Raw genomic sequence first — 14,827 nt, 5'->3', positions numbered from 1 at the left:
CAAACAAAACTATAGTTTTACTACCATAAAATTGCGGTATTTTCATTAAAATTTTTATAATTTTAGAGAGGTAGCCATGAAGAATCATAAGAAAATTTCACTATTTTTTTGCATGATGCTTTTTCTTTCAAACTCACTCCAAAGTACTGCAGAACCAGTTCATGAAACCAAACTAATCTTGCGATCCGTGGAACTTGATATCTGCGCAATTCTTGGCTATCTCTCGTTATGTCTGCAAGCATGCGAAAACCATTTTGAAAAAAACAATCTCGACCCAAAAATACAATGTAAACATTGCCCCAATCAATTAGATTTTGGTGGATTAGTTGGCAATTTGGTTGGTATGTCTTTACGCGAAATGACTGAAGGCAAAAATAATTTTAATGAGTATAAGCCTCACTTCGAAGATTGCCTCAACCTAACAACTAAAGAATCATATGAAGCTGCCATAAATGGCATGATACGCGTTGCCAATGCAACAAAACAACACTGCTCGCACTGTCTCTACCAAGGTTCTGACGATCATTGGGGAAAAGTAGAAGACGCTATAGCCCGTAGCGGCGCTTGCGATTGCTAAATTCAGTAATAGCCTCGATCAACAACGCACGATCAAACTCAGGAAAATGTTTGTGCGTAAAATAAAGCTCGCTGTACGCCGCTTGCCACATCATAAAACCAGACAGGCGACTTTCGCCCGACGTGCGAATAATGAGATCGGGGTTGGGGTACGGCTGGCCTGACGTATCAAGCGTTTGTGCAAACATATCGGGCGTGATCGTTTTGCCTGGTTTAAGTTGCCCCACCAATTTGGTACACGCACGACAAATTTCGTCGGTGCTGCCATAATCAATTGCCAAATTAAGCACGTGGTTTGAATACAATAATGTTTCTTTTTCCGTTAACTCAATTAATTCTAATGACGTTTGCGGTATACGATCTTTGCGGCCAAGCCGCACAATCCGCACACCTGCTTTTTTGGCATGAGCGCGCAAGGTGTTAAGCATTGTGTTGCACGCCAAACCAACGTTGCGAACTTCTTTTACCGAGCGGTTATAATTTTCTGGCGAGCAGCACCACAGCGTAACGGTATGCACACCAAGATCGAATAAATCTGCAATTACGCGCGGCGCCACTTGCGAAAAGCCAACAGTGTGGCCATACAACGATTCATGTCCCTTGCTACGCGCCCAGCGGCGGTTGCCATCTGGAATAATCGCAACATGCTTAAGTTTTTCAACCGCTTGCACAATAAGCCCGCTATGACTTTTTACGCCACAAATGAAAGAACTTGAATTCGTGCTCACCAGATCAAGCAGCGAGTTGGCGGTACTTGTCAGCACATTTTCAAGCAAGTCAGATTGATGAGCACACAATGAACATGAAAAAAAAACCAGAGAAAAAAATAATACAAGCCGCGTCTTCATGATCATTTTTTTTTGCACCATCCTCACACTAAAATAATATACGTTACTGCCAAAACAAAAATAAGCATCGAAATAAAATAAACAATCGATGATACTTTTTCTGCATGGACAGCAGCAGGCCCTGGCTCTTCTTTACCCGTAAATTGTCGCGAAAACCATAGCTGAAATGCAAAAATAGCAAGTGAAAACAACATGAAAAATACGTACAATTTATCACTCACGGTAAAATAACCAACCGAGGGACTCATGTTTTCTATAACAAAACGATAGCCCAGCAAGGCGGTGATCGGCGTTATAGTCAACCCGTAACGAGAATAGAGATTGTTGTAATTAGCCAAAAACGAAAACAAAGAAAAGAGAATAGCAATAAAAATTGGCACAAAAATAACCATAATTTTCTTGAGACCAGACTTTTTAAAATTGATCGTAAACACAACCTTTGGCGTGTTAATACGACGTTCTTTGCGATGCGTATCATAATGCAACGCAGCGTAGCCAGAAAGAATATCTAACGAATGCACCCGCCAATTTGACGTAAACAGCTTATCGGAAACAGTAAATGACAATGAATCGGCTTCGTCATCAAAATACATCTCGCTTGGCGATACAAAGTCATTAGTTAGTACCAACGACAGCCGATGATCTTCAAGCGGGAATCGATGAAAACTTACGTCAGTTTTTACGGAAAAAATAATGTCGTACGTCACCAAAATACGATCATCACTAATTTTTACGTTGGGCGGGGATTTGTACATGATCTTGCTATTTTCGAATGAAAATTTTTCTATTGTTTTGAGCATGACTTCATTTTTATTAAACTCAAACCAGACCATCGCATCAACCGTAAAATCATTTTTTTCAAAATCAAAAACAGCAAAATTTTTAACATACAAACCAGCACGAACTTTGGCTGCAAAATAACGTGATTGGCGCCGCATGATCGCATCGATGGTGGTAACTTGTGGGATGGGGTCGTCAGCTCGAAAATACATAACCACATACTGCACCAACCCAACCAAATAAATAAGCATGAATGCTAAAAGAAAAAATTTAAATTGAACGCTCCACACATTGAAGCTAAAAAAACTTTTTTTTTGTTTTGTTGTCATAAAACCATCCTTGTATTCAACTGGCCCGACCAAGCACCCACGGCCGTGTCATACCAGGATTAATCCACACATCATGTCCCAAAACCCGCTCACGATTATTAAAATGTATTGGCAAACCTAAAAAATCCATATTCTGAAACGTTTCAAGCGTTTGAATAATATTTTCAATCGTGGGCGGCCCTTGCAAGCGCATCAAGCACTCAACCAACAACCGCTGCCCAATAAATGCTTCCAAAAAGTACGGAGAGTCGGCACGAGAAACCAACAACCCCTGCGCCATTTGTTTGTATTCATTAATCAACGGAATCGTTGACGTCTGCGGATTTGGAACCACGGAAGAAACAACAATATCAATACCCAGCGATGTTTTAATGAGCGATTGAACAATATTTAAATTTGAAAGCCCAATAAACAATGCATTATGCAACCCAACGTTAAGCGCATTGCGCACGAACGTGTAGGCCGCACGCGGCTGCGTTAAACAGAAAATCGCATTTGGCGTACGCTTGGCCTGCGCAATACGATCCAGCGCCAAGCCAATTTCTACTGTGCCTTGTTGAAACGATGCCCACACAACCGGCTCAATGCCATACTGCGTTAACAAATCTTTCAAATCAGTAAAAATCCCCTCGCCCCACTCACTTGCTTCATACAACACAGCAATCTTGCGCTTGTAGCGCTTGTTGAGCGTATAATCAATTAATGCCTCCAGCTCTTTTTTGTACGAAGGTCTGAAATAAATAACGTTTTCATACTGGCCCTGGCGCAACGAGTTGATTCCTTCGGTTGGAAAAAGTAACGCCATCTTTTTTTCTTGCAACAAACGTTCAATCGAAAAAAATGATTCAGTACCAACCAACCCAAGCACCAACGGCGACATGGTGGCGGTCATCTTTGCCAACTTGCCAGTGCCTTGGTCATTATTCCCTTTGTCGCGCAAGGTAAACCAAGCGCCTTCATATTTACGCAGCACCGCACTCATTTCTTTAAAAAAATGTTTGGACGCGCTCTGCATCAGCTCACCAACAAAAATATTGTCTCCTTGCAATGAAAAGCTTGTGCAAAGGGGAATTTCGGTAAGACCTTGTTTGTGTTGAACTACCGGAATAAGCGGATAGCCCGCACCATCGGTTTGTACAGGCACTGCTGCCTGCTCTTGCTCTGGAACTGGTGCTTGCTCAGGTACTAGCGCTGCTTGAGCAACTGACTCGCTTGGACTTTGTGGCGGTATTTGTGCTTGCGGCTGCACAACTAGCTTTTCTGAACTTCTTGGTGGGATTTGTGCCTGTGCCGCTTGCTGGGCCGGCAACGTTGATGGCTGTTGTTGCACTTCGCCCATCAAAGTACTAAAACTACCGCACATAACTATAAGTACTATTTTTTTGAGCACCACCACATTACTCCCTTTTTCAATAATCACTTTTTTTACTCTTTTAAGTTGTTATTGAAGCCATTCATAAGTCAAGAGTTTAACGATTGAATAAAGAAATCATTTACTCAGCATGACTAAATTTTTTATATTTTTAATAAAACAACGTAGCAATCGAACAAAAAAACCAGTACCACTTTTTAGGGGAGCTTTTATGAAAAAATATATCGGCCTTTTATTTTTTTTATGCGCAACAACACTGCACGCAGAAACGTTATGGGACATTATGAGCAAACGAGAAGATTTACGCCTTTTTACCTTGGCCATGCATTTGGCCAAAGCGGAAGAGATTGCACAAGCAAATGAATTTACACCGGTTTACGGCTTGTATGTGCCCGTCATTATTTTTGCACCAAGCAACAATGCACTTACCAAAGCAGGTTTTTCAGAAGAAAAAATGAAAGAGATTGCCGCCAAAGATGGGTTTATTGAAGGTGGCCCGGCAGAAGCGCGTTCAAAAACATTACGCACGTTGCTCAAACAACATGTCTGTTTTAAAGCGAATGAAGCAGCAGATGCTTTACGACCAGAATATGAACGCGCATCAGGCTCGAAACTTAAAGTAGCCAAAGGTAAAATTCAAGCATACAAAGCAAAGGCCAGCATTGTGGTCCCAAATTTGAAAGGCGACAATGGCGTGGTGCACATTATCGATACCCTTTTGGATGTAGAACCTGACGAAGCACTCTAAAAAAAAACGGCGCTGTCTTTTACAACACAGCGCCGTTTTTTTAATAATCAATCAAAATTCTTAGAAACGATAATCAAACCCGGTGTAGAAACCAAGTGATGTACTCGTGCCTTGAGAATTGAAAATAAAGTCATCGCCATTTTGATTAAAGCGAACCGTAAATTCGTTTGGCTGACCTTGCAAATCTCTATAAAGCTTGCCAGGAAAGAAGGCATAAGCCCTCATATAAAATCTGACATTTTTTTGAATGTAGTAATCAATCAAGACGTTTAACTCAACACCCAAAAACTTACTTGCTTGTTCTTTGCTCAACCAACCTTTGAACTGTTGCTTGTCGCGAACAAGAGCAATCTGACCATCTTTACTACCACGCAAAGCGTTAGCAAAATTGGTCAATTGTTGTTGTTGAGCAGTAGGAAGAGCTGCAAAAAAAGCTTTTGCAACTGCTTTATCGCCAGCTGGATTACTAAACCCAACAACTGCGTCTATTGCATCATCAATTACATTATGATTGAGATCACCAAATGGCTCAGAATTTTCATTATCCCAACGTTGCAAATCACCAACTTCCCAGAACGCCATAACGTTTGGATTAATACTCAACGCACGCTTATCTTTTAGCGGGTTCCACGTAAAACTAGCACCTACAAATTGTAAGTTACTGTAGTCACGGAAGTGGTTATTTGCATAAAAATTGCGATTTTCAATATTAACAGGACGCGCTAACACAAGCCGTTCCATCATATAAACTGGCTGCACATGCAAACCGCGATAACCCGCACGTTGTGCAATAAACGTACTGTAGTTTTTATTAACTTCTTCATTGTACGGATACGAATCCCCGCCAATGTAACCACCAGCAACCGCCACTTGACCATGATCAAAATTATAAGCAACATCACACAATGCCAAAAAGCCATCGTAATCAAGCTTATAAAAATTTCTGAAACGATTATTACCAAAAAACGCCGCATTGTACATTTTATGCGCAGTAGCAACGCCACCAGGTAAAGTCTCGGCACCAAGAGCTACCGTCACCGTTACTGGTGTCCCGTCAGCATAAATAATAGGCTGACCATTTCTGTCAGCACTTCTATTTTGTGGTTGATTAATTAAGTCCTTTAAGTCAGTTCTAGGATAAATAGATGATGGATATTGATCTGATAAACGCACAGGAACTTTTTTGACATCACGAGGATCGTACGCACCACCAGCAACAGGAAATAAACTTGCCATAGCTAAAGCAGCCTCTCCAGCAGAAATCCCAGGCGCCGAATCAAGCGCATTTGCTAATGAATCTTCTGGTGAAATGCCATCAAAATACACATGACTGAAAACTTCTTGCACTTGTCCTGTTTGACGATTTCTGCGCAATTCAATAACATTGCGATCAATATCAAAAACATGCTGATGGCCAAATTGTCCAGCAGCTTCAATATTAACTTCCCAATTTTTAAACTTCCAATCGATCATAAAACCAACAGTGCCCAGCTTTGCGCGTGCATCGCCTTCGTGCTCAAGCGCTTGTTCTGGTGCGCGGGTATAAACAAAGTATGGTTCAAACAGCAGGCTACCTTTACCATCTAAATCTTTATTAAAGTCAAAGCGCAATGCCCACGTATCGCGATCTTGATGTCTGCCGCGTTCTGGACGATGACCTGAAAGTCTGTCTTGATGTACAACATTGATGATCAACGATTCTGGAGAATCACTTACTTCACGCCATTTGTTGTAATAAAAATCCCATGTCCATTCATCTGAAAGTTGTCCACGAATCAAAATCCCCGGAGGCATCACTGGAAAACGAAATTGATCGTTATCGCCTTGCCAGCCGCCATATGTAAGCGCTAAGTCATCATGCGAGCCAAGCGAAAGGCCACGACCAATCCAGTACGGAAAGTAACCCATTTTGAAAGAAATCGGATAATCTTTCAATGCTTTTACAAACGTACCAAATTGAATATCAAACCACGCTTCTTCCAAATAAACCAACGGAACCAACGAACGATGCGTATGCGCATCTGACGTTTGAGCACCATCAAGATTTACTGATTGTAACCTGCCATACGGAGTTTGCGGCATACGTATGTTCGCTGGTAAGATTCTGCGCTTCGCCTGGATTATCTTTCCAAAATGAATAGTTTGAAAGCTTAACTTTTGCCAACGATGCTGGACGGTGATACTTACGAATACCTTGGAAGGCATACCATTTTACTTCAAGCTTATTTCTGAAATAAGCCGCTTCGTCATTCAAATCAGTTCGAAATGACGTTGGATTGGCATAGTAAAAGTAATCTTCACGAACACGACCACCAAATACGGTCGATATATCCATGCCTTCGCGTTTTTTGATTTTTTGATTTAATTTGTCGGCAATGGCGTTTTCTTTTAAAACTTCAAAAACTTTTTGCTTTAAAATATTGTAAGCGCCTTCATCTTCGCCTTTAACTTTTTTACGAACTTTTCTTAATACGTCATCATCTTCCGGTAAACCCATGCCGCTTTTATCATTTTCTTCATTGCTCAATTGAACTTCTTCGACAGGTTGAGCCATTTTTTTTGGTTCAACCATTTTTTTCATGGCTTTAACTTCTGCATCTGCCAAAGGCGATCTTTTCATATTCAAATCTAGACGCGCAGTCGGATCTTCGTCATCCCCGCTAATGGCAAAACTTTGAGTAGTAAAACTACTCGCCGCTAAAAAAAATGCATAGAAAAATATTCTACTGTTGATTGGACGCATACACTTCTCCTCTTCCCTTTTTTATCTTCATGATGACCAACCGAGTACATCATTCCAATCAAGCTACTGATTCTTTATTTTTTTGCAAGATGAGTTTTGCATAAAGAAAGCATCTGCAAAACAATGTCGTGCAGATGCTTTTAAGAAATGTTAACAGAATGTTAGTCTGCGTCTCCCGCATCAGCAATATCGGCTTCAACGGCAACTGGTTTTGCACGTTGTTGCATTTCTATCGGCTGCGCTCCTTCTTGTGGTGTTGCAACACCTTTACGTTCAAGATCTTGCTGAATTGCTTGTAACTGACCCAAAAATTCTTTTTCACTCAAGCCTTCTTTGCCTTTAAAAGAGCTTTTGAGTTGTTGAATAATTTGATTAACGTACTGCTGCTCTTCGCCACTCAAACCAGTTGCAACCATGCGACCTTGCTCGTCATAACCGGAAAAAAGAAACTGCCAGCGCATTTTAAACGCCAGGTCTTGCGTCTTGCGAATATCGCGGTTGTAAAGTGCAAGCTTCCACTGATTGATATCTTCATCGCCATACATAACGCCAAACGCATCAAAGAAAAACATCGTGATCATGCGGTACGGCTGCGTTGGACATGAAAGAAATGTCCAGTCTGTTATGCCATCGTCGGTACCTAACAAATACATACCATCGGTTGGTTCATAGTTATTACGTTTCGAAATACCACGAACAATCGCTTTGACTTGCAACCGCTCACTTGATTGTTGGGCCGTTTGAGAACGTGTATTTAAATCAAATGTTGCAAGACGTTGTTGCGAAGGACTTGTTAAAAAATCAGCATAGGTTGTTTCGTCCATTGCAACAGCTTTTTTGCTCTGACGACCGTAGGGAGAAATACGCACTGCCACTACCGATGGATTGGCATCAATAACACCATAAAAACCAAGCGGTAACGTTTGAAAAACTTTTGTGCTTCTTTAACCATTGAATATTTTTTAGTCGACTGATCACGTGTTTTTGTTTTTAATTCATCCCGCAACGTATGCTCTTTCCAATACTCATAATACTCATTCTTGCCTTTCAAATAAATTACATTCTCTGGATTTCGTTGCATCAGGCGTAAAATTATTGAAAGCGTTTCCAAGGTGTAGGGAGAGCGATTAATGGCATTGCCGATAAAAACAATATAATAATTCGGCTGCGTAATGCGCAGTTGTTCATCAATAATTTGCAATGTTTTAAGGTGATTTAAATCTCGTGTTAACGAATGAAAAGCACCTTGTAAATCACCAAAAATTACCACCCGACTTTGTGAATCTAGTACTGCTTTTTGGATCAGTGGCTTTGCTGACCAGCCCCGCTTTTCACGGTCAGCAATCACTTCTTGCAAAAGATTGTTAAAAAAACTACCGGACCATAGCGGCGCTTTTTTAAGATGTAATAATCGCAAAATACGTATTATTTTTCCTTTGCATCGCTTGATAAGCGTTGAATTAAATGTTGCATAGTATTTTGAAAAATCAGGTCGGGAAAAATTGCTTCCTTCCATCGCACGCAATTCATCAAGCGTGGCCGCATGCTGATTAATCTGCGAAAGATTTTCAAACCCTTCACGATAGTTAGGCTGTGGAATCAGAAAAAACACTACCATCACTAAAGCTACGCCTGAAGCTATACCAACCAACAACGGCGTTGTTAGTTTGAGCTTATGCCTTATACAGAATTTAAATTCAAGGAAGCTCCTGGACTCAGCTCAATAGCAAGATCGTTGCTTGCATTACCATTCCCAAAGCTAAAACCTTGCGACGGAGACACCGCCCCAACATTAAAAAGCTGTACTTTTTGATCAACAAATAACGTTCCATTGGTTAGCCGCATACCAGTTGTACTGGTATTTAATGAAGCACCCAACAATGACATGGTGGCAGTACCCCCAGCCATTACCAATAAATCACGATTGTCTGTTGTTGGCTCGTAAGAAAACATAGTCGGTCTGCCATCAAGAATCATGGCAACACAATCAAAAATAGTACTTGGACGCGGCGATTTATAACAAAAAACTTTCCCACCATGCAAACGCCAATCTCCCAACACGTCAATATTTCCAACCGTAAAGCTATAGTAAGCATCTTGGCACCAGGAAACATCTTTAAGCGAAAAGGTGCAACTATTATGCATCGCTTGAATATTCGAACCAGAAATACCATCCAATGATATGTCTTGCAGTAGCAGCGAAGAACCTTGCGTCGTCAACACAATACTACCGGTAGAACCTAAATCCATAAGATGGCCTTGGCCTTCAAAAACAACATCGCCAGCAATAATAATCGGAATTTTTAAATCAACATTATTTCCCAACAAAATTTTAGATCCATCACCAAAAACAAGTTGCGCATTAGTACCAAGTAGCACGTTATCCGGATTAAAATTAGAAATCAAAACATTCGTCAAAACTAACGAGCTATTGTTAGCAACAATAAATACGGGGTTATCGGTATAAGAAACAAAAATAATATTACCATTCCCATTCAACACATTATTACCAGTCGATACTAATGGCTGGCTATCGGAAATAAATAATGGCCCAGAAAGAGACGGCGTTACCATTACATCAAAACCACCACTCAACGTTGACGACAACTGACGAATAATTCCCGCATTAAGCCTTTTCAAATTATCAGCGGTTACCGTAAAACGAATATTATCTTGAGATGCATAACCAAGGGGTTCGTACGTCAAAGCAATACCGTCAACCGTCAAGGTAGCATAATTATCGAATCGTAATATTCTATTTTTTGTCACAATCGTCGTTGGGCCTTCAGCATACATACCACCAACCGTCAGCGTAACGTTTGCATCCATTTCTATTTCAACCTGAGAAAGATGGACTGACGCAGAGTTATCATCAAAAATAATCTTACCTGAGCCCAATCCCTTAATTTTTATATCAGCCAAGCTCAGCGTTGTATTAGCTTTTACGCGCAACGACTTGCCAGCCAAATTAAGAATATTACCATTCCCATTAATATTCGAATCACCTTTAAACGTCCACTGCCCACCAAGCGTAACATCGCCATTTAACACAATATCTGAAGCATCAATAAAACCGGTGTTATCGTTCCACGTCAAAGCATTACCGCCAAGAGTCAGGCGATAACCATTAAAATTCACTAACCCAGCACCTTTTATGCGCGCATCGTCAGCAAAAGTTAAGTTACCACCAAAATAAAGTTGCCCATTATTCAGGACAATATTTTGATCAAGAACACTTTGCAACGCAATCGTAAGCGTAGTCAGACCATCTTGCAAGGTAATGGCATCGGTATCAAGAAATGATGGTTGACCACCAAGATAATTGTTTTTGCCGCTAACTTGTACCGCCTGCATAATAATGCCGGGTTCTGCAACAAAATCATCATTCCCATCTAAATGCAAAACCGCTTGCGCATCGAGCCGTGGATCGCCCACCAATGATACAGGAGTCCCATCGCTAATAAAGATACTGTCAAGAAAAGTTAACCCTTGTCCAGTAACAATGGCATCTGCTCCTTTGTCAAAAATACCATGCTGAATACTCATACCACTTTTAATGTTCAACGTTGCCGTATTAAGTAATTTAATTGCTGATGTTTGACCAGCAAAGTTCACTTTACCAAAACTTGCAGTATTTATGCAAAGTACTATAAACACAAGTGTTTTTACGATCCTTTTCACTATCATCACCTTTCTTGATTGCACTTCAAAATTCGCTCTGCATATCTATTGGGTATTTTCATAATTCAATAATCCTGATACAACCTCTAAACGTGCTCCTGGCTTAACAAATACATTAAGATCGCGTAATACATTGCCATCGCCAAAAGTAATTGCTTGAGAAAGCGCTGTGGCTGAATTTGCAAATTGAACAACGTCATCAATAACTAAGGTTCCCGTCGTTAAACGCAAACCCGTTGTTGATGAAACAAGTGATGTACCATTGAAAGATAGATAAGCGTTTGAATCACGCAAGACCAATGCTTGTCGATTATTCGTTCGCGGATTATAAAAGAGTGTGGTTGCTTCGCCAAATAACATATTACCGCCACCATAAATGGTACTGACACGATCGGTATTATAAATAAACGGACTTTGGCCAGCGATCACCCAATTGTCCAAAACATCAAAATGACCAGTCGTAAACGTATACGTTGACGCTTGTACCCAATTCACATTTTGTATCGTAAAAGTACCCGTTCGGTCCATCGCACGAATATTTGTTCCTGAAATATTTTTAATCGTAAGATCAGCTAAAATTAAATTAGTACCTGGTGTAGGCGCCAGCACAATACTGCCGGTTGTGCCCAAATCAAGAATGTAACCAAAACCCTTCAATACACAATCACCACGAAAAGTCATGGTAAAATTAAGCGAACCATTTTTTCCTAATTCAAGTTTTGTCTTATCACCAAATTCAATATTTGACCCGGCACCAAAAAGAATATTTTGTGGACCCCATTCAAGAAGTACTGTTTGCTTCAGCGTTAATTTTGAACCTGGATTAAGCAATATTACCGGATTTTGCGTATGCCCAATCCCTATCGGGTTGCCCGCTCCAATAACCGTTACATTTCCCGTAATCGTCATTGGTTTAATTTCTGTCAACACAATGTGCCGGCTCAACGTTACTGTTTCATTGTTAAAACTATACCCACCAATTGGGTCGGTACGAATGGTGCGAATAACACCGCCATTGAGCGATACAAGATTAATTGCTTCGTTGCCAAATTTAATATTATTAAGATCTCCAAATTGCAACGTTTCATACGTAAGCGGAATACCATCAACCGTTAATGTTCCATAATTAGAAAATGTTAAAAATTTATCTTTAGTGACAATTGTTGTTGGACCATTCGCGTTAAAACCACCCGTTGTTATGGTATAATGCGCATTCATTTCTATGCTAGCACTCGTCAGATTCATACCTGCCGAATTATCATCAAACACAATCGAACCCGCCCCAAGCCCTTTAATCGTCAAATCAGAAACCGTCAGCTGTGTCCCACTTTTATGCGTATGGTACTACCACTCGAAAGGTCCAGTATATAGCCATTCCCATTAAGATTAGCATCGCCATCAAATACCCATTGACCAAGCAAGGTAACGTTACTGTTCAACGTTACATCGGTTGCGTTAAGAAAAAAATTGGTACTTGTCCATGTCAAATCTTCCCCACCCATAACTAATCGAAAGTCATTAAACTCTATTGTGCCACCACCACCAGTAAATTGAGCACCATCACCCATTGTTAAGTTGCTGCCCAAATATAACGCGCCACTATTCATTTTTATGTGATTGCTCATGATACTTTCTATACCAAGAGTCAATGTCGTTGATCGATCTTGCAACGTAATAGCATCTGAACTTAAAAAATACGGGCTACCAATCAAACTATTATTTTTGCCACTCACTAACACCGCTTGCATCACCGTGCCTTGTTCGGCGCTAAATGAATCATTGCCGTTTAACAACAGACGTCCAAGATTGTCTAACTTAGAATCACCTGTTAAAAATATCGCCACATCGTCAGTAATAAAAGTACCATCAGAAAAAGTAAGATTTTGTCCGGTTAAAGCAGCTGTTGAATCCTTTTCAAAGGTACCTTCAGAAACCGTTACATTGGAAGCAACGTTCAAAGTGGCAGTACCAGACACTTTAACAACCGATCCATCACTACCAAATTTAATAAATGCCTGTGCCGTACTCATTAACAAAATACAAGTAATAAGCCACAGGAAACGCCTCTTCATGGTTATCCTTTTTTTATTAGTAGGTATTTTCATAAGATAACAAACCAGCCGTCAAATCAAGACTTGCAGCAGGATAAAGATGCACAGTCAAATCATTTGCAGCAATCCCATTACCAAAAGCAATCGCCTGGGATAAACTCACTGCTGAATTTGATACTTTTACTCTATCATCAATAACTAAGGTTCCCGTCGTTAAACGCAAGCCCGTTGTTGATGAAACAAGTGATGTTCCATTGAAAGATAAATAAGCATTTGAATCACGCAAGAATAATGCTTGTCGATTGTTTATTCGCGGATTATAAAAGAGTGTGGTTTCCTCACCAAACAACATATTACCACCACCATAAATGGTACTTATACGATCGGTATTATAAATAAACGGACTTTTGCCGGTAATCGCCCAATTGTCCAAAACATCAAAATGACCCGTCGTAAACGTATAGGCAGCCGCTTGTACCCAATTCACATTTTGTATGGTAAAAGTACCCGTTCGGTCCATCGCACGAATATTGGTTCCTGCAATATTTTTAATCGTCAAATCAGCTAAAATTAAATTAGTACCTGGTGTAGGCGCCAGCACAATACTGCCGGTTGTGCCCAAATCAAGAATGTAACCAAACCCCTTCAACACACAATCTCCTCGAAAGGTCATGGTAAAATTCAGCGAACCATTTTTTCCTAATTCAACTTTTGTCTTGTCTCCAAATTCAATATTTGATCCTGCACCAAATAAAATATTTTGTGGTCCCCACTCAAGAATTACCGTTTGCTTCAGCGTCAATTTTGAACCCGGATTTAGCAATATAACAGGATTTTGTGTATGACCAATCCCTATCGGGTTGCCCGCTCCAATAACCGTTACATTGCCAGTAATTGTCATTGGTTTAATTTCTGTCAACACAATGTGCCGGCTCAACGTTACTGTTTCATTGTTAAAACTATACCCACCAATTGGGTCGGTACGAATGGTGCGAATAACACCGCCATTGAGCGATACAAGATTAATTGCTTCGTTGCCAAATTTAATATTATTAAGATCTCCAAATTGCAACGTTTCATACGTAAGCGGAATACCATCAACCGTTAATGTTCCATAATTAGAAAATGTTAAAAATTTATCTTTAGTGACAATTGTTGTTGGACCATTCGCGTTAAAACCACCCGTCGTTATGGTATAATGCGCATTCATTTCTATGCTAGCACTCGTCAGATTCATACCTGCCGAATTATCATCAAACACAATCGAACCCGCCCCAAGCCCTTTAATCGTCAAATCAGAAACCGTCAGCCGTGTCCCACTTTTTATGCGTATGGTACTACCACTCGAAAGGTCCAGTATATAGCCATTCCCATTAAGATTAGCATCGCCATCAAATACCCATTGACCAAGCAAGGTAACGTTACTGTTCAACGTTACATCGGTTGCGTTAAGAAAAAAATTGGTACTTGTCCATGTCAAATCTTCCCCACCCATAACTAATCGAAAGTCATTAAACTCTATTGTGCCACCACCACCAGTAAATTGAGCACCATCACCCATTGTTAAGTTGCTGCCCAAATATAACGCGCCACTATTCATTTTTATGTGATTGCTCATGATACTTTCTATACCAAGAGTCAATGTCGTTGATCGATCTTGCAACGTAATAGCATCTGAACTTAAAAATACGGGCTACCA

Annotated in this window: 13 protein-coding genes; 2 read left to right on the top strand and 11 right to left on the bottom strand. The window is 40.4% G+C overall.

Translation table 11 applies throughout. The annotated features are described in order from the left end of the window. The first annotated feature begins 76 nt into the window (after nt 1-76). Nucleotides 77-577: a hypothetical protein gene (locus IPF37_05945; GenBank protein QQR49064.1), complete on the top strand. Its 501-nt coding sequence runs from the start codon at nt 77-79 to the stop codon at nt 575-577. On the opposite strand, the gene uppS is transcribed toward IPF37_05945, so the two are convergent. Genes uppS through IPF37_05930 form a run of 3 tightly spaced genes read right to left on the bottom strand, consistent with a single transcriptional unit; the run spans nt 546 to nt 3,953 of the window. After that, nucleotides 546-1,424 carry a di-trans,poly-cis-decaprenylcistransferase gene (gene uppS, locus IPF37_05940; GenBank protein QQR49063.1) on the bottom strand — a complete coding sequence of 293 codons (879 nt, stop codon included), beginning with the start codon at nt 1,422-1,424 and terminating at the stop codon, nt 546-548. The two genes, IPF37_05945 and uppS, sit on opposite strands and share 32 nt — an antisense overlap. Before the next feature lie 23 nt (nt 1,425-1,447). Further along, on the bottom strand, nt 1,448-2,533 hold the full coding sequence (locus tag IPF37_05935) for a hypothetical protein (protein QQR49062.1): 1,086 nt from the start codon (nt 2,531-2,533) through the stop codon (nt 1,448-1,450). A 16-nt stretch (nt 2,534-2,549) separates the two neighbouring features. After that, a complete protein-coding gene (locus IPF37_05930) occupies nt 2,550-3,953 on the bottom strand; it encodes an ABC transporter substrate-binding protein (protein ID QQR49061.1) in 1,404 nt (467 codons plus the stop codon). A gap of 163 nt (nt 3,954-4,116) precedes the next feature. On the opposite strand from IPF37_05930, the gene IPF37_05925 reads away from it, so the two are divergent. Beyond that, the gene (locus tag IPF37_05925) at nt 4,117-4,653 is read left to right on the top strand and encodes a fasciclin domain-containing protein (protein QQR49060.1); all 537 of its coding nucleotides are present in this window, start codon (nt 4,117-4,119) and stop codon (nt 4,651-4,653) included. A gap of 60 nt (nt 4,654-4,713) precedes the next feature. Here the strand turns inward: IPF37_05925 and IPF37_05920 are convergent, their stop codons facing one another. The 8 genes from IPF37_05920 to IPF37_05885 all read right to left on the bottom strand — a co-directional run bounded on the left by IPF37_05920 (nt 4,714) and on the right by IPF37_05885 (nt 14,746). Next, entirely contained in the window at nt 4,714-6,735 is a 2,022-nt protein-coding gene (locus tag IPF37_05920; GenBank protein QQR49059.1) for a hypothetical protein, read from the bottom strand. Further along, nucleotides 6,692-7,396: a hypothetical protein gene (locus tag IPF37_05915; GenBank protein QQR49058.1), complete on the bottom strand. Its 705-nt coding sequence runs from the start codon at nt 7,394-7,396 to the stop codon at nt 6,692-6,694. The genes IPF37_05920 and IPF37_05915 overlap by 44 nt, the downstream gene beginning before the upstream one ends. Before the next feature lie 161 nt (nt 7,397-7,557). Next, on the bottom strand, nt 7,558-8,271 hold the full coding sequence (locus IPF37_05910; protein QQR49057.1) for a hypothetical protein: 714 nt from the start codon (nt 8,269-8,271) through the stop codon (nt 7,558-7,560). After that, nucleotides 8,271-9,014 (bottom strand): metallophosphoesterase, encoded by a 744-nt coding sequence (locus IPF37_05905; protein QQR49056.1) that lies wholly within the window; start codon nt 9,012-9,014, stop codon nt 8,271-8,273. The genes IPF37_05910 and IPF37_05905 overlap by 1 nt, the downstream gene beginning before the upstream one ends. A 62-nt stretch (nt 9,015-9,076) precedes the next feature. Continuing rightward, the gene (locus IPF37_05900) at nt 9,077-11,077 is read right to left on the bottom strand and encodes a hypothetical protein (protein QQR49055.1); all 2,001 of its coding nucleotides are present in this window, start codon (nt 11,075-11,077) and stop codon (nt 9,077-9,079) included. A gap of 45 nt (nt 11,078-11,122) precedes the next feature. Further along, nucleotides 11,123-12,379 (bottom strand): hypothetical protein, encoded by a 1,257-nt coding sequence (locus IPF37_05895; protein QQR49054.1) that lies wholly within the window; start codon nt 12,377-12,379, stop codon nt 11,123-11,125. A gap of 11 nt (nt 12,380-12,390) precedes the next feature. Next, nucleotides 12,391-13,149, bottom strand: coding sequence for a hypothetical protein (locus IPF37_05890; GenBank protein QQR49053.1), 759 nt, complete (start codon nt 13,147-13,149; stop codon nt 12,391-12,393). 16 nt (nt 13,150-13,165) lie between these two features. Next, nucleotides 13,166-14,746 (bottom strand): hypothetical protein, encoded by a 1,581-nt coding sequence (locus IPF37_05885; protein ID QQR49052.1) that lies wholly within the window; start codon nt 14,744-14,746, stop codon nt 13,166-13,168. Between the last annotated feature and the right edge of the window lie 81 nt (nt 14,747-14,827).

It is taken from the genome of bacterium, from assembly GCA_016699045.1.
Taxonomy (GTDB): domain Bacteria; phylum Babelota; class Babeliae; order Babelales; family RVW-14; genus AaIE-18.
This window is presented reverse-complemented; position numbering and strand designations above follow the sequence as displayed.